Origin of the sequence: Sporosarcina sp. FSL K6-5500 (genome assembly GCF_038005665.1) — a bacterium.
GTDB classification, from domain to species: Bacteria; Bacillota; Bacilli; order Bacillales_A; family Planococcaceae; genus Sporosarcina; species Sporosarcina psychrophila.
Genome location: NZ_JBBOTP010000001.1, coordinates 1,260,381 through 1,276,656, shown reverse-complemented (window position 1 = coordinate 1,276,656; position 16,276 = coordinate 1,260,381). Strand labels below are relative to the sequence as shown.

Here is a 16,276-nt window from a genome sequence, read left to right as displayed (position 1 = left end):
AGAATCTACATGGTAGAAATGAGAAAGCCTGTCTTAGTATCTGAGGCTGTTCGACTCGTCATGGAACATAGCTATCTAGGTGGAACTGATACGATTCCACTTGAACATACATACGGAAGAATACTTGCGGAACCGATTATCGCAAAGCATGATGTCCCATCATTCGACAGATCGCCATACGATGGATTCGCTGTCCGTGCAAAGGACACAGAGGGTGCTTCTGGAGATAATCGTATACCTTTCACTGTAATTGGTGAAATTGGTGCGGGTCATGTAGCAGCTCGTGGAGTAGGTCCTGGAGAAGCATACAGAATCATGACGGGTGCCACGATACCGGATAATGCCAATGCGGTTGTCATGCTCGAACAGACGACAGAAGGAAAAGATCGTTTTACATTGCGTAAACCGTTTAGCGAAGGGGAAAATATATCCTTTAAGGGTGAAGACGCAAAGGAGGGGGAACTCCTTGTTGAATCGGGAGCATTTATCCATCCCGGTACAATCGCGTTATTAGCGACATTTGGTTATGCAACAGTCAAAGTTGCGAAACGACCAGTTGTTGGCATTCTTTCAACGGGAACGGAGTTGCTAAATGTGTCAGATGAACTTGTTCCTGGGAAAATACGGAACTCGAACGGGCCGATGATAGCTGCCCAGTTAACTCGTATGGGATTAGGTTACAAATCATATGGCATGCAAGAAGACGATCTAGATGCATGCATAGAAGTCGTCGAAAAAGCTCTCATTGAAACAGATGTACTTATTACGACAGGCGGTGTTTCTGTTGGTGATTATGATCATTTACCCGCAATCTATGAACGGTTGGGAGCTAAGGTCCTATTTAACAAAGTTGCGATGCGTCCGGGAAGCGTAACGACGGTCGCCGGGCTTGGTAAAAAACTATTATTCGGTCTGTCGGGAAATCCATCTGCTTGTTTCACGGGTTTTGAATTATTCGCTAGACCCGCTATTCTTGCTATGCAAGGTGCAAACACACCGTATATGCCGCGCATGCAAGCGATATTAGGTGAAGATTTCGGAAAGCCAAACCCTTTTACCCGCTTCATTCGCGCATTCTGGGAAATGACATCGGAAGGTATTGTTGCAGTACCCGCAGGCTTTAATAAATCAAATGCAGTATCATCGATTGCCCGGGGAAATTGCCTTATCGCTCTTCCAAGCGGAACGCGCGGTTACACAGCAGGAACCCATGTTGATATTTTGCTGCTCGGTTCTGAGCAAGGCGTTAGTGAGTGGGTATTATGAAGACACTTCAAGTTGTCGGTTATAAAAATAGTGGCAAAACGACACTTACATCGAGATGGATTTGTTTATTGAAAAACAAAGGACTTTCAGTCGCTGTATTAAAGCATCATGGCCACGGTGGGCAGCCTGCCATGCCAAATCCATCGACGGATACGATGCAGTTTTTTGGTAGTGGGGCAGACGTTTCAGTTGTTGCAGGTGGGGGTGCGGTTCAAATCCTGTTGAATGAAGAGCCCGAATTTGCCGAGCTTAAGGTGCTGGCAGCAATCGGAAAACCGGATATTCTGCTCATTGAAGGGTATAAGAAAGAACAAGGGGAGAAAGTAGTCCTTCTTAGAGATGCCGGGGATTGGGAATCGTTAAGCGGATTGGATGGCATACAGCTAGTTATCGGATGTCCAGAAATTACAGCTGTTAGTTCGCATATTGAATCTGCGCAGAATGTTGAACAACTCGATTCGTGGCTACTTGACTGGATTGAAAAGGAGGATGGCAATGAAACCGTTTGAAATTGTTGAAACAGTGATTGAACCGCAAAAATATACTGATTATGTCCTTCATGCTGGAGCAGGAGCTGTCACTGTTTTCACAGGACATGTCCGGGAATGGACACACGGGGTCCGAACATTATATTTGGCATATGAAGCCTATGTACCAATGGCCGAAAAAAAACTGGCGGAAATCGGTGGAGAAATGGAAGCGAAATGGCCAGGCGTGAAAGTGGCGATTGCTCACCGGATTGGGGAAATGCATATCTCAGATATTGCGGTAGTCATTGCAGTTTCCTCCCCTCATCGGAAAGCAGCATATGAAGCGAATGAGTATGCAATTGAACGCATTAAGGAAATAGTCCCTATCTGGAAAAAGGAAATCTGGGAAGACGGCGAAGAATGGATTGGCGGTCAAAAAAAGTATCCTGAAAAGGGAGGCGAACAAAAGTGATTAAAGTGAACTATTTTGCAAGGCTGCGCGAATTGACCGGCAAGGCGGAAGAAACCATCGAACGGGAATCGATGACTGTCCGCGAGCTGCTGGACTGGGCGGAAATGATGTATCCGGGTTTTGGGAAAGATACGGTGCATGTTGCAGTGAATGAAGAATATGCCTTAAAGGAAGATGTCATTCATTCGGGAGATATTTGTGCATTCATCCCACCTGTGAGCGGGGGATGAAGGAGACAGTAGGCATCGTTCTGGCGGGCGGATTGTCGCGGCGGTTCGGTTCACCGAAAGCATTTGCTAAACTCAGAGATAAGTACTTTTATAAAATTGCAGTCGAAGCAATGTCGGCATCCTGTGACGAGGTTGTTATTGTGACGCTACCAGAACTAATGGACCGATTTGGTGATGGTGAAAACCTGATGACTGATAAAGTGGAATATGCTGGACTCGGTCCGCTTGCAGGGATTCTGTCCGCGATGGAATCCGTGGAAGCGAACCGCTATGTAGTATTGCCGTGTGATATGCCGTTTGTAGATGATAAGGCTATATCGAAGTTGATAACGCTTCATAACGAATGTGTCACGGCTGTCATTTCGGATGGTAGATATCATCCTCTCGTGTCTATCTGGGATACGCAAATGAAAAATGCAGTGAAAGAAGCCTTGAAAAACAACCAACTGAGTGTAATGAAATTACTTTCTATTAGTAATACAGCGTGGGTTCAAGGAAGCGTTCTGACTGACGATGAAAAACGGATGTTCACGAACGTGAATACGCCGGAAACCCTGGAAAGGGGATGACGAAATGGAAACAGTTAAAGATAAGCTCGGACGTCCGATCCGGGATCTCCGAATCTCCGTAACGGATCGCTGTAACTTTAGATGTGCCTATTGCATGCCAAAAGAAGTTTTTGGTGATGATTATGTTTTTCTACCCAAGAACGAACTGCTTTCATTTGAAGAAATTGAACGGTTCGCGAAGCTATTTGCGTTACTTGGTGTGAAAAAACTCCGCTTGACGGGCGGCGAACCGCTTATGCGGCGCGATTTGCCAAAACTGGTGGAAAAACTGATGAAGATTGAAGGAATTGAAGATATAGGGTTGACGACGAATGGTGTACTGTTGAAACAATACGCACAACCCCTTTATGATGCAGGTCTGCGTCGTTTGAATATGAGCCTCGATGCACTTAATCCGGAAACATTCGGTAAATTAAATGGACGCGGAATTAAACCAGAACTGATACTAGCCAATATCGATCATGCACAAAAGATCGGCTTTGAAATCAAGGTGAACATGGTTGTTCAAAAAGGCGTAAATGAGGAAGAAATTCTACCAATGGCCGCTTATTTTAAAGAGCGTGATATTACGTTGCGGTTCATAGAATTTATGGATGTTGGTAATGATAATGGATGGAGCTTTGAAAAGGTTGTCACGAAAAAAGAAATTTACGAAATGATCAGTGCTGTTTATGATATCGAACCGGCGGAAGAAGACTATTACGGTGAAGTTGCAAAACGTTATCGTTACTTGGATAATGGAGCACAAGTCGGTTTTATCACGTCTGTATCAGAATCATTCTGTTCAACATGTACGCGGTCCAGACTGTCGTCGGACGGTAAACTGTATACGTGCCTGTTCGCATCAGAAGGGTTCGATCTGCGTGAATTAATTCGCAGTGGACTGACAGACGCAGAATTGTTGGAAGTCATTACAGGCGTGTGGCAAAACCGTGGAGACCGTTATTCAGATGAGCGAACTGAACAGACAGCGAAGAATCGGAAAAAGATTGGTATGAGTTATATAGGTGGGTGAAGCGTTGCTGCGGCGACGCTTTTTATTATGGAGAGAGACGGAGGGGATGCTGACTTTGTTTAGTTTTATGAGACTGTTGCTTAGTTTCACGGGAGTATTGCGAAGTCCATTTAAAACGTTTGGAACTTCAGTTGCAACGTCGCCTAGTTTGGGCAAAACGTTGTTAAGTTCATTGGAAATGCTATGAACATGGACGGAAACGTTGTTAAGTTCATTTAAAACGTTGCTTACACTCTTTAATAAAAAAACGAATCGCCTTACATCTAAGGCGATCCGCTTTCGAAATATACGTTCGCTATTAACCTTCATCTTCCACGACGACTGAGCGTCCTTTGAGTTTCAGCAACATTGGAACAAGAAGCCATAATGCAGCTACAATGATGAAAACAAGCGATAGCGGCTTTGTGAAGAAGATGCTGAATTCACCGTTCGAAATGGTGAGTGCTCGCCTCATGTTGTTTTCAATCATTGGACCTAATACGAGTGCCAAAACTAATGGAGCTACTGGATAATCATTTTTTGATAGTAAATAACCCGCTACACCACAACCAAGCAACAAGTATAAATCGAAAGTCGTGTACTGTACGGCATAAACTCCGAAAAATGAAATAGCGATAATAATAGGCAATAAGTACTTCTTAGGCGTTTGAATGATTTTTGCAAACACACGAACGAGCGGCATGTTCAGTACTAACAGCATCAAGTTGCCGATAAACATACTTGCAATGAGCCCCCATGCGATATCCGGGTGTTCGTCAAAGAGAAGGGGCCCTGGCTGAATGTTATACATGATAAGTGCACCCATTAATATGGCTGTTGTACCGGAACCAGGGATTCCTAATGTAAGTAAAGGAATCATTGCGCCCCCTGAAGCAGCATTATTGGCAGATTCAGGACCCGCTACTCCGGCGATGTTCCCTTTTCCGAAGCTTTCGGGATTTTTACTGAACTTTTTCTCTGTTATATAGGAGAAGAAAGATGCGAGTGTTGCCCCGGCGCCTGGAAGTACCCCGATGAAAAATCCTAGTAGGGAACCGCGTACAATGGGAACTGCGCTGTCTTTCATATCTTGTTTTGTCGGGAGGATGCGATTGATTTTTGCAATAGCTCCGTCTTCTTCATCGCGTTCCAATACCGTCTTGAATACTTCACCAAGCGCAAACAATCCAACAGCAATTGTTAAAAATTCCAATCCGGAAAAAAGAATAGGTTGGTTGTATGTAAAGCGGGCAATTCCTGAAACTGCGTCAATGCCGATTGTTCCAAGCATAAGTCCGAAAACAGTCATCATCAATGCTTTCGTCATCGACTTTCCAGCAAGTCCACTTACAGCAGCCAAACCCAATAGCATTAAGGAAAAGTATTCTGCAGGGCCGAACTTGATTGCGACATTGGAAAGAGGTTGCGCTAATAAGACCAGACCGATTAGCGAAATGATTCCGGCGCAAAATGAGCCGATTGCCGAGATAGCCAAAGCTGCTCCGGCACGCCCTTGCCTAGCCATTTGATAACCGTCGAGCGTCGTGACGACAGACGAAGATTCACCAGGGGTGTTCAGTAAAATCGATGTTGTAGAACCTCCATACATTGCTCCATAATAGACTCCGGCAAGTAAAATGATTGAACTGGCAGCGGCTGCTTCTGTCGGCATTCCAGAAGTGATGGTTGCAGTAACGGGGATGAGAAGGGCAACACCGCTCATTGGACCGATGCCGGGTAACACGCCGACAGCCGTGCCGATTATGACCCCGACGAATGCAAATAATAGATTATGCCATTGAAAAGCAACACTGAAACCATCGGCTAAAAACTGTAAAGTGCTCATAGCTTAACTCCCTTCACGCTAAAATACAGGAAATCCTGGCAATGACCCGCCAAGAAGTTTCGCGAACAAATAATAAATTCCAAATGAAAATGCCGCTGCAATGATGAAGGAGGGCAATAATCGGCCACGTTCCATTGTTTGGAAAGAGATGAGTAAAAATAAGAACGTTGAGATGACGTATCCGACCATTTCCAATAGAAATGCATACAAAACCGCGCTGCCAATAATAATAAGGAATTTCTTGTATTGAAGCTTCATTCCAGCTGTCGTTTCAGATTTGTATTTAAATGTTTCGAATAGCAATCTCAAACTTAAAAGAATTAAAATAATACCAAGCCACATTGGAAAGATTTTCGGTCCAACTGATGATCCGTAAGCACTGTCCGAAATTTTTTGGCTTTCGATTACAAATAAGAGACCGATTAGTAAAAAGACGATGCTGGCATATCGATCGAACGTTTTACTCATAGTCTTTGACACCTCCCTAAAAGAAAAGGCGGCGCTGAAGCCGCCCGAATAATGTTATTTCTGCATTCCAAGTGCCGTTAACAATTCCACGATCACTTTATCTTGTTCTTCCAAATAGGTAGTGAAGTCGTCAGCATTACGGTACTCGCTTTCCCACCCATTTTTCTCTAATTCTGCGTTCCACTCGTCTGATTCCACCATTTTCTCTAGCTTCTCGGACCAATAGTCATAAGCCGTTTCCGACATTTCCTTTGGACCGAAGATGCCGCGCCAAATGGTGAATTCGGCGTCAATTCCTTCTTCTTTAAATGTAGGGACTTCTGTCAATTCACCGCCAAGCCGTTCGGAAGAACTGACAGCGAGGACACGGACATCACCGGATTTCAGATACGCCCCAATAGTGGAGGCATCTGTGGCGATGACGTCTGCATTTCCACCGAGCAATGCTGCGACTGCCTCTCCGCCGCCATCATACGATACATACTTTACTGTTTTTGGATCAATTCCATATTCAAATGCGGGCAAGACGCCGACAAGATGGTCCATCGATCCCGGAGCCGATCCGCCGGCAAGTGTTACCGATTTCGGGTCTTTCTTAATTGCTTTTAGTACATCTTTCAATGAATTGAACTTTGAATCCGCCTTGACGACAATAGCTCCGTAGTCACGCGTTAGTTGAGCCAATGGTGTTGTGTCTTTATAGCCGTAAGCACTGTTTCCTTCCGCTTTGTTATTGTTGATTAAGATTGGCGGAGATTTTACAAGAAGGACATGATCATTTTTTAGTTCTTTTGTTGCAAATTCTGCCATGTAAACAGCACCACCGCCGCCGGGTTTGTTTTCAACTACGATTGACTTATCGATTAGCTTTGTTTCACTCATCGTTTTTGCAATCGCTCTGGCAGTTAAATCCCATCCACCGCCTGCGCCGGATGGAGCGACAATTGTTATGTTACTCTCCAGATATTTCGAGGTAGCGCCTTCCACTTTTCCTTCAGATTCATCCGCAGAACATGCTGTGAGGCCGAGTGCCAGCATACTTGCTAGGGCAACCGTCGTAAGTTTCTTCCACATCTTCATGTAATCCCCCTTATAATTAAAAATGATGACAGCGTTTTCATTCGCTGTCATCAATCTATCAGAATATTTATTCAATTAAAAGTTATCGTTTATAAGTTCGATAATGAGAGTAAACATCATTTTGTTCATACTGTTCAGCGTTTTTTTATGAAGTATCTTCTTTCGGGACGCCCGACTGAGCCGTATAGAAGTTCTGTAAATGCACGTTTTTCTGAGACGAGGTATTCTAGATAACGTCTTGCGGTCGAACGGCTCACGCCGATTTCCAATCCAAGAGTTTCTGCAGTAATTCCGCCTTCTATGTTTTTTATATGGCTGACCACTTTCTCTTTCGTCATGGGGTCAATCCCTTTTGGTGGAATGAAATCAGGGTTTGGTGAAGCGGGTAGCGTTTTATTCCAAAGAGATTTGATGGAATCTTCCTGTATGAGTCCTTCACCTGAAAGTGTTTCCCTTTTAACTTTATAAGAAAGGAGGCTTTCCTTAAATCGGTCGAATGTGAGCGGTTTTAGGATGTAGTCGATGACTCCGTGGCGAAATGCCTTTTTTACAACTTCAATCTCTGCCGCAGCAGTGATGAAAATAATGTCTGTTTCAGGGCTGTTTTTGTGGATGAAATCCATCAGCTCTGTACCAAGTACATCGGGTAAATAGACATCGAGTAAAACGAGGTCTGGCAACAATGCTGAAATCCAATCTTTTGCTTCATCACCGGTATGAGCGGAACCTACGACTGTAAAGCCCTCTATTTTCTCGATGAACCGCTGATGGATGTCGGCAATTCGTAAATCATCTTCAATAATTAAGACTTCAATTAGAGTTGTCATCTGAAAAACCTCCTTTCGGTATGGAAATAATAAACAATGCACCGCCTAAATCTCCTTTTTCGAGTGTGATAGAACCGCTGAGATTTTTCACATTCTCTGCTACTTTCATAAGTCCGTATCCACGGTGACCCTGATTTTTTGTCGATACCTTTTCTTGAAAGAGTACATCCAGCACTTCATCAGCTATCCCATGTCCTGAATCTTCAACTTCAATTAAAATCTCTTCGCCGTTATCCAGAATGAAGATGCGGACCATTCGTTTTTCTTCCGGAAAAGAGTCGGTCGCTTCGAAAGCATTTGTAACTAAGTTTCCAATGATTGAAACGAAATGGTTTTTTTCTAAGTGTTTCGGGAGTTTTTTTAAGAGACTATCTTCATCAAGAAGGAAGCGGACCTTCAATTCCTTTGCCCGGTTGAAGAAACCGATAACAATTCCTCCTAGAAAGGGATCCTGCAACCGCTTTGTCACGAATTGGATGAGCGATTGATGTTCAGCTGTTTCCTCGTGAATCAAGCTTAGTGCCTCATCGTATGAATTGAGTTGAATGAGACCCGATATTGTATATAAAAAGTTATTGTATTCATGGGTTTGTGCACGAAGCGCCTCCGTATACCGTTTCACTTGTGATAATTCCATTGCGAGTTGGTCAATGTCTGATTGTAGCCGAAAAGTTGAAACCGCACCGACAATCTGTTCACCAACACGGATGGGGACGCGATTTACAATTACCTTTTTGCCGCGAATTTCCATGGGACGATCGAGATGCCGTTCTCCGGTTTCAAGTACCTTTGGAAGAAGCGTGTTTGGAAGCACTTCCTGAATCGTCCGACCGATTAGTTCCGATTGATTAGGGAGAGAAAGAGTTTCATATGCAGCCACATTCACAGTTGTAATGATACCGTTTGCGTCAACCATAATGATTCCTTCTCGCACAGACTCAATAAGAGCGTTTCGTCCGGTGAATAAGTTCGCTATTTCCGCAGGCTCTAAATTAAAAAGTTCTTTTTTAATATTGCGTGCCAGGATGCTAGAACCAATAATACCTAGAATGATTGCGATAAGTACGATGTAGGAAATGTTGTCGGCATACTGAAAAAAGATAGAGGACATATTCTTCTTTAAAAAACCAACGGAAATAATCCCGATAATCTTGCCATCCTCGTTAAATACTGGTGTTTTCCCGCGTAAGGCGGCCCCGAGTGTCCCAGTCGCCTCGGAAATATAGGATTCGCCTAGGAGAAGCGCACGTTCATTATCATCACCCACCATTTTTTGCCCAATCCGTTCTGGAACAGGATGAGCATACCGGATACCTTTGCTGTTTCCTATAACGACATATTCAGCACCAGTTTTGAGTCGTACCGCTTCAGCGATAGGCTGCAATATTTCCGTTGGATCAGCGTGTCCAAACCCTGCACGGACATCGGGGCGGTCTGCTGTTGTCCTGGCTATACTTAGCGCCTGGTCCCCAATCTGTTGCTCGATACCTTGCGACATTGTAAAGTAGAAGGAAACACCGATAATGATTGCTATTATGGAAACAAAGAGTGCGCCATATGAAAAAATGCGGGATTGTAAAGTAGCGGGTTTCATGGAAATCATCTCTCAATCTTGAAGTAACCGTATCTACTTGCATTAGTCTTGGGCAGGCTTTCTACACAGTTGACCGTCGACCAATTGGTTCACATTATATGCTACACTATTGTTAATTGTTAGAATAGGGGGATTTAAGTGAAGCCAAGAATTTTCATTACAAGAAAGCTGACAGAAGAGGCGGTTGCGCCGCTTCATGAAAAATTTGATGTACGGATGTGGGACGAAGAAAGTGTAGCAGTTCCGCGCGCTGTTTTATTGAAAGAAGTGGCAGAAGCGGATGCACTATGGTCGGTTTTGGCGGATAGCATCAATCGCGAGGTTTTTGAAGCGGGTACGAAGCTTAAAATCGTTGCAAATATGGCCGTTGGTTATAATAATATTGACTTGGAATCGGCAAAGGAATATGACGTCATCGTAACAAATACACCGGGTGTGTTGACTGAAACAACTGCAGATCTTGCTTTTGCGCTTCTACTAGCGACGGCACGTAAATTGATCTCTGCAGAAAATGAAATTAGAAAAGGTAATTGGACTTCATGGGCTCCGATGAGATTTACAGGCATGGATGTTGGAGGAGCGACACTTGGCATCATTGGCATGGGACGAATCGGTGAAGCGGTTGCGCGCCGGGCAAAAGGCTTTGATATGCAAGTTCTTTATCATAATCGCAACCGCAAGCCAGACGCAGAAGCTGAGTACGGACTTGAATTCAGGGAGTTGGATACACTGCTGAAAGAGGCGGATTTCGTTATCATTCTAGCTCCCTTTACACCGGAAACCGCCGGGATGATTGGTGCACGGGAACTTGACCTTATGAAAAATACGGGCGTTCTTATTAATGTCGCTCGTGGTGGAATTGTTGATGAGGCTGCTCTTTATGATGCATTGAAAAACGGTGCGATTTGGGCGGCGGGGCTCGACGTGTTTGAAAAAGAACCAATCCCACTCGATCATCCGCTTCTTACATTGCCGAACGTAACAGTCCTTCCGCATATCGGAAGTGCCAGCATTAAGACACGCCTTGCGATGATGAACTTGAACGCACAGGCAATTACGGATGTACTTGAAGGCCGCAAGCCAAAAGGTATCGTTCAGTAAAGAACAGCAGACGAATGAATTATGTCTAAATTGACTTGATGACTGTCGTCGAATCGGAGGAGGTAACAATATGAAAGGTACAATCATTCCATATTTAACGTTTTACGGAGAAGGAAAAGAAGCGGCTGAATTCTATGCGAATTTGCTAGGACTTGAGGAAGTCGGAATGCAGAAATATGCGGATGCTAATTTCCCGCATCCACCGGAAGCAGCAGATTATCTCCTCCATTGCCATCTGAAAAAAGGTGAATTTCAAATCATGCTTGCCGATTCTGCGGACAAGCCATCTGAATACAACAAAAACGACGTTGCCCTTCTTATCGACTGTGAAAGCGTGGAAGAAGCGAACCAGCTCTACGACGGCCTGCGGGAAGAAGGCGAAGTACTGATGGCCCTGCAAGATACGTTCTGGGGAGCTAAGTATGGGAAAGTGAAAGATAAATTTGGCTTTACGTGGGATTTGAACTGCGAGAAAGAAGGATAGAAAAAGGAAGACTCTTCGTCGAAGGAGTCTTCCTTTTTTATTGTCAGTTCAATTTTTACCGATCTGCGAACAAGTTAAACACACCCAGTGCATCAAGGAAAACAATAATGATTGCGATAGGAGTCAGATATTTTAATAGGTAGAACCAAATGTTGAAGAAGGTCTTTCCGACTTTCGAACCTTGCTTCATCTCATTGAACAGATCAGTTTTAGCTATTTTCAAAGGGATGAATATCGAAATCAATAATGCGCCAAGAGGCATCAATACATTGCTTACTGCGAAATCGACTAAATCGAATACCGTTTTATCGAAAAACTTCACATCAGCCATTACTCCGTATGATAAACAAGATGGAATTCCAACAATGAAAATTGCCATTCCAATTATCCAAGTGAATCGTTTTCGTTTTGAAGGATCATTTTTCGTCATTGTTGCAACAATAATTTCAATCATAGAGAAAGCGGAAGTTAAAGCCGCGAATAGGAATAAAACCAAAAATGCAATGAAGAAAAACACCCCAAAGGGCATTTGGTTGAATACAGCTGGCAGTACTGAAAAAATCAATGTCGGTCCCGCATCCGGTGCCATTCCAAATGAAAACACACCTGGGAAAATCGCTAGGCCGGCTAACAGAACGATGACGATATTCATAGCGATAATGGACATCGCCGAGCTCGGCAGGTTTTGCGTTTTAGGAAGATAGGAAGCATACGTAACCATGACAGAAGCACCTAATGTGAGAGTGAAAAAGGCTTGTCCCAAAGCGAATAAAATCGTTTCAGACGTTAATTTAGTGAAATCCGGTACCAGTAGAAATTTTACGCCTTCCATTGCCCCATCCAAGCTAAGAGAACGGGCAACGATAATGATAAATAATATGAAGAGAGCAGGCATCATAATTTTGCTTGCTTTCTCAATCCCTTTTTGAACTCCTTGGGCTACAACAACAATTGTTAGCACCATAAAAATCAGTTGACCGGCTAACGTAGCGAATGGATTTGCAATGATTTGGTCGAATAACGGTCCGAACTGGTCTTGCGAAAGTCCGGAAATACCACCGGTTAATGCTTTGAATAAGTAGAGGATAACCCATCCTCCAACAACACTATAAAATGATAGCACTAAGAAACTGGTTACGACGCCAATGATCCCTGTTATATGCCAACCTGAATTGGGCGCAAGCTTTTTGTAGGCAGTAATTGCGTCACTTTGACTTTTACGACCGAGAATGAATTCACCGATTAAGAGAGGGAATCCTAATAACAGCGTAAATAATAAAAAGACCAGTAGAAAAGCGCCGCCACCACCAGTCCCGGCTACATAAGGGAACTTCCAAATAGCGCCTAACCCGATTGCTGAACCGGCAGCAGCTAGTATAAAACCTATTTTTGATTTCCAGTGTTCTTGTTGAGGCATAAGGTCAGTCCTTTCGATGAAACGAATATGTATGTACTTAAAACAAGCCGTTTAGTTTAAGGGTAGCGTATTTTAAGGAGGCTGTCATTAAAATAACAGGTTTCAGAACATTATAAGTATACGGCTTAGAGGAGCGATTATGAATAAAACCTGTGTATGAGTATCTGAACGAACGAAAAAGCTTCCCTCATTACATGGAAATGTAATGAGGGAAGCTTACTATTATCAATTGAACAGGTTTATCGTCGTTATAATAATTGGCATCGCAAATACATCGATGAGGAAAGCACCAACAATCGGAACAACGAGGTACGCTTTAGTCGAAGGGCCATATCTTTCAGTGACGGCCGCCATATTTGCCATAGCATTCGGGGTAGCGCCGAGACCATGTCCTGTAAAACCAGCTACCATAATGGCTGCATCGTAGTCTTTACCGAGTAGACGGAACAAGACGAAAACCCCAAACAGGACGATGAAGACAACTTGGACGAAGACGATAACAAGTAGTGGAAGGGCCAAATCGGCAACTTCCCACAATTTAATGCTCATTAATGCCATTGACAGGAAAATCCCTAATGTAACGTCGCTGATTAAGCCGATACTCTTCATATCGATCGCTTTAGGATTAATTTTGTCAACGATATTCCGAACAAGAACAGCAACAAACATGGCTCCTACGTAACCCGGCAGAACGAACCCTGTTGCGGTTGAAAATAGTTCACCCAAATACGTACCAAGGGCCATACAGAGTGTGATGAGTAGAATTTGTGTGAAGAACGAATCTGTTTGAATCGGCTTTTCTTTCTTTTCAATAGGAATACCGAGATCAGTATCCGCTTCAGATGACTTGAGATTGTGTTTTGAAATAAGGTATTTTACGGTGGGACCACCAACGAGACCTCCTGCAACAAGTCCAAATGTAGCTGCTGCAACTCCAATCGAAAGGGCTGAATTGATACCCATGTCTTCGAGCGTCTGTCCAAATGCAGTAGCGGCTCCGTGTCCGCCTTCCATTGAAACTGCTCCAGCCATCATTCCAATAAGTGGATGCAGGTCGAACAAATAAGCCATGGATACACCGATTGTATTTTGCGCGAGCGCTAAAAATCCACATGCCAGCCAGTAGATGACAAGAACCTTTCCGCCAAGTTTAATGAGTTTAAAGCTTGCTCCTAAACCGATTGTTGTAAAAAATGTAAGCATGAATAAACTTTGCAATGATGTATCAAGTGTAATTTCTAGCCATCCGAGAGACTTGAAAATGGTTGCAAAAACAGCGAATAATAATCCGCCGACAACGGGAGCAGGTATGCAGAATTTCCGTAAGAAACCAACTTTCTTAACTAAAACCATCCCTAAAGTTAGCAATGCAATGGAAAGGAAGATTGTGGTGACTTGATTAAGAACTAGCGTCATGAATTTCCCCTCCTAAAAAAGTTGTAATTGCTTCATTTGTTAAGTAAGCACCGAGTTTTACTGTACGGTTGTTTTCATCTAAAACGGGGTTCACTTCCGAAATATCGAACGACAGTGTTTTTTTATGTGTTGTAACTGTTCGAATGATTGAACGAACAACGGAAGGATCTAATCCGAATGGTGAAGGAGCACTGACACCGGGTGCGAAAGCGGAGTTCAGTACGTCCGTGCATAATGTTAGAAAAACATAATCATGTTGGTTGATGAATTGTTCGAGATCGGATGTTAGTTTGTCCATATTTCCGATATGCATATTCTCTTCGTATTCATATTTGACACCGAGCCTGTCAGCTGTATCGAACAATTCCTGCGTATTTCCATAGCGCTGGATTCCGACGACGAAATAGCTGCTCATGTTATCATGCTCCAGGATTTGTTTGAACATCGTGCCGGAAGACGGTTGTTCATCATATGAGCGTAAGTCGAAATGGGCATCTATGTTAATAATTCCAAGAGAAGCTTCCTTACCAATTGATTTTCTGACTCCGAGATAGTGACCGTAAGCGGTTTCATGGCCGCCACCAAGAATAATCGGTGTCATTTTTTTCTCTAATGCGTTTGCAATCGTATCGCCTAGCTGTTGTTGGGCTTTTTCCAGGTTGGTATCCATGTATTGAATATTTCCGACATCGACAAGCCTTTTATTTTCCGGGAATTTCCATGGCAATTTGGCAAGTTCACTGCGTAGTGCATCGGGAGCTTTTGCTGCACCCAATTGCCCTTTGTTGCGGCGGACGCCTTCCTCGCTTTCGAAACCGATAATTGCACATGTGTTGGGTGACTGGGAGATGACCCCGAGATTTATTAATTCAACCACTTGGTGATATCGGAAACTTGTTCTATTTTCAGTATGATCCGTACGTCCGGCCCATACATGTTCATTTACCTTATTAAGCAATTGTCTCACCCTTTCTGAACTTTCAGATACAACGTTACTCATTTATTATAAAGTACATGATTTATTAATTCTAATATATAATTACTATATACTTATAGCCCGCATCTATAATTGAGTGGAGGAGTGGTTAGTATGGATCTAAAGCAGTTAAGTTATTTTGTTTCAGTCGTGGATCATATGAGTTTTTCTAAAGCGGCAGAGAAGTTGCATATTTCTCAACCATCATTAAGCAACGCCATAAAAAACTTGGAACGAGACTTGGGGTTTCAAATCATTGAACGCAATACAAGGAATAGTAGATTGACAGAAGCGGGAGAGGTTTTATACGGCAGAGCGATTCATCTTTTATCAGAAATTGCGATTGTAAAAAAGGAAATGGAAGAAGTAAAGCTTATTGGTAAAGGTGAACTCCAAATCGGTATGATTGAATCGGTGAAGTATTGGATTCCAAAAGTGATTTCTCTATACAATAAAAAATTTCCCGAAATGCACATTCGATTGATGGAGGTGTTAGGCGGTGACGATGTGAAGAATTCGTTGAGGAAATATGAAACGCATGCCATTATCACAAACCAGCAAATTAAAGAAGTGGATATAGAAACGGTCCCTTTGTATAAGGAAAAACTTGTGTTAGTTCTTCACGAAAACCACCCGATGGCTACAAGGGAATCAATTATGCTGAAAGATTTGGAACAGGAGCCATTCATCATTAGCACCGAAGGGTTTCAGACGAGGGAAGACATATTGCGTGCTTTTGAATTGGAAGATACTGTCCCTACGATTAAATATGAAATTGAGCGTTTCGAAACAGCATTAAGTTTAGTCGGTGAAAATTTAGGTATTGCGCTTATTCCAGAAAATTACTTACAGGGGCCTTATAATCTTTCGATTGTAAGTAAGATCATCGATTCCCGGGCACTTGAAAGAACCGTGTATTTGACGTACATGAAAAACAGGTATGTCTCTCCAGCTATACAGGCGTTCATAATGGAAGTAGAGGGTTTTTTCGAATACAAAGTTTCTGATTAATTCGTTGCAAATCAGTCTGTCTGTTATGATTAAGTAAGGAGTAAAACGTTTTTTT

17 protein-coding genes are annotated in these 16,276 nt (G+C 43.1%); 9 read left to right on the top strand and 8 right to left on the bottom strand.

What is annotated here, in order from left to right:
• The first annotated feature begins 9 nt into the window (after positions 1-9).
• The 6 genes from MKX62_RS05740 to moaA are packed head-to-tail and all read left to right on the top strand — an operon-like array spanning position 10 to position 4,022.
• A complete protein-coding gene (locus MKX62_RS05740) occupies positions 10-1,266 on the top strand; it encodes a molybdopterin molybdotransferase MoeA (RefSeq protein ID WP_187046081.1) in 1,257 nt (418 codons plus the stop codon).
• A complete protein-coding gene (mobB, locus tag MKX62_RS05735; protein ID WP_067213441.1) occupies positions 1,263-1,775 on the top strand; it encodes a molybdopterin-guanine dinucleotide biosynthesis protein B in 513 nt (170 codons plus the stop codon). The genes MKX62_RS05740 and mobB overlap by 4 nt, the downstream gene beginning before the upstream one ends.
• Positions 1,762-2,208, top strand: coding sequence for a molybdenum cofactor biosynthesis protein MoaE (locus tag MKX62_RS05730; RefSeq protein ID WP_187046079.1), 447 nt, complete (start codon positions 1,762-1,764; stop codon positions 2,206-2,208). Before mobB ends, MKX62_RS05730 begins: the two co-directional genes overlap by 14 nt.
• Positions 2,205-2,438: a molybdopterin converting factor subunit 1 gene (gene moaD, locus MKX62_RS05725; protein WP_067213436.1), complete on the top strand. Its 234-nt coding sequence runs from the start codon at positions 2,205-2,207 to the stop codon at positions 2,436-2,438. Before MKX62_RS05730 ends, moaD begins: the two co-directional genes overlap by 4 nt.
• Positions 2,435-3,007: a molybdenum cofactor guanylyltransferase gene (gene mobA, locus MKX62_RS05720; protein WP_187046078.1), complete on the top strand. Its 573-nt coding sequence runs from the start codon at positions 2,435-2,437 to the stop codon at positions 3,005-3,007. Before moaD ends, mobA begins: the two co-directional genes overlap by 4 nt.
• Positions 3,008-3,011: 4 nt before the next feature.
• Positions 3,012-4,022 carry a GTP 3',8-cyclase MoaA gene (moaA, locus tag MKX62_RS05715; protein WP_067213432.1) on the top strand — a complete coding sequence of 337 codons (1,011 nt, stop codon included), beginning with the start codon at positions 3,012-3,014 and terminating at the stop codon, positions 4,020-4,022.
• 298 nt (positions 4,023-4,320) lie between these two features.
• Here the strand turns inward: moaA and MKX62_RS05710 are convergent, their stop codons facing one another.
• The 5 genes from MKX62_RS05710 to MKX62_RS05690 all read right to left on the bottom strand — a co-directional run bounded on the left by MKX62_RS05710 (position 4,321) and on the right by MKX62_RS05690 (position 9,816).
• Positions 4,321-5,847, bottom strand: a complete 1,527-nt coding sequence (locus tag MKX62_RS05710; RefSeq protein ID WP_067213428.1) for a tripartite tricarboxylate transporter permease — start codon at positions 5,845-5,847, stop codon at positions 4,321-4,323.
• An 18-nt stretch (positions 5,848-5,865) separates the two neighbouring features.
• A complete protein-coding gene (locus tag MKX62_RS05705; protein ID WP_338654845.1) occupies positions 5,866-6,315 on the bottom strand; it encodes a tripartite tricarboxylate transporter TctB family protein in 450 nt (149 codons plus the stop codon).
• Between the two features lie 54 nt (positions 6,316-6,369).
• Complete coding sequence (locus MKX62_RS05700; RefSeq protein ID WP_340741021.1) at positions 6,370-7,395, bottom strand: Bug family tripartite tricarboxylate transporter substrate binding protein; 1,026 nt, start codon at positions 7,393-7,395, stop codon at positions 6,370-6,372.
• Positions 7,396-7,529: 134 nt separating this feature from the next.
• The gene (locus MKX62_RS05695; protein WP_340741020.1) at positions 7,530-8,222 is read right to left on the bottom strand and encodes a response regulator; all 693 of its coding nucleotides are present in this window, start codon (positions 8,220-8,222) and stop codon (positions 7,530-7,532) included.
• Positions 8,206-9,816 carry a sensor histidine kinase gene (locus tag MKX62_RS05690; protein WP_340741019.1) on the bottom strand — a complete coding sequence of 537 codons (1,611 nt, stop codon included), beginning with the start codon at positions 9,814-9,816 and terminating at the stop codon, positions 8,206-8,208. The genes MKX62_RS05695 and MKX62_RS05690 overlap by 17 nt, the downstream gene beginning before the upstream one ends.
• A gap of 138 nt (positions 9,817-9,954) precedes the next feature.
• Between MKX62_RS05690 and MKX62_RS05685 the strand changes: the two genes are divergently transcribed.
• Positions 9,955-10,917, top strand: a complete 963-nt coding sequence (locus MKX62_RS05685; protein ID WP_067213418.1) for a 2-hydroxyacid dehydrogenase — start codon at positions 9,955-9,957, stop codon at positions 10,915-10,917.
• A 70-nt stretch (positions 10,918-10,987) separates the two neighbouring features.
• Positions 10,988-11,401, top strand: a complete 414-nt coding sequence (locus tag MKX62_RS05680; protein ID WP_340741018.1) for a VOC family protein — start codon at positions 10,988-10,990, stop codon at positions 11,399-11,401.
• Between the two features lie 55 nt (positions 11,402-11,456).
• On the opposite strand, the gene MKX62_RS05675 is transcribed toward MKX62_RS05680, so the two are convergent.
• The 3 genes from MKX62_RS05675 to hutG form a co-directional block, all read right to left on the bottom strand.
• Positions 11,457-12,818, bottom strand: a complete 1,362-nt coding sequence (locus tag MKX62_RS05675) for a sodium-dependent transporter (protein WP_340741017.1) — start codon at positions 12,816-12,818, stop codon at positions 11,457-11,459.
• Positions 12,819-13,043: 225 nt separating this feature from the next.
• Positions 13,044-14,234, bottom strand: coding sequence for a sodium/glutamate symporter (gene gltS / locus MKX62_RS05670; protein WP_067213410.1), 1,191 nt, complete (start codon positions 14,232-14,234; stop codon positions 13,044-13,046).
• Positions 14,218-15,192: a formimidoylglutamase gene (gene hutG / locus MKX62_RS05665; protein ID WP_445683523.1), complete on the bottom strand. Its 975-nt coding sequence runs from the start codon at positions 15,190-15,192 to the stop codon at positions 14,218-14,220. The genes gltS and hutG overlap by 17 nt, the downstream gene beginning before the upstream one ends.
• A gap of 132 nt (positions 15,193-15,324) precedes the next feature.
• Here hutG and MKX62_RS05660 point away from each other — a divergent pair, with 132 nt between their 5' ends.
• Positions 15,325-16,221, top strand: a complete 897-nt coding sequence (locus tag MKX62_RS05660) for a LysR family transcriptional regulator (RefSeq protein WP_340741015.1) — start codon at positions 15,325-15,327, stop codon at positions 16,219-16,221.
• Positions 16,222-16,276 lie beyond the last annotated feature (55 nt).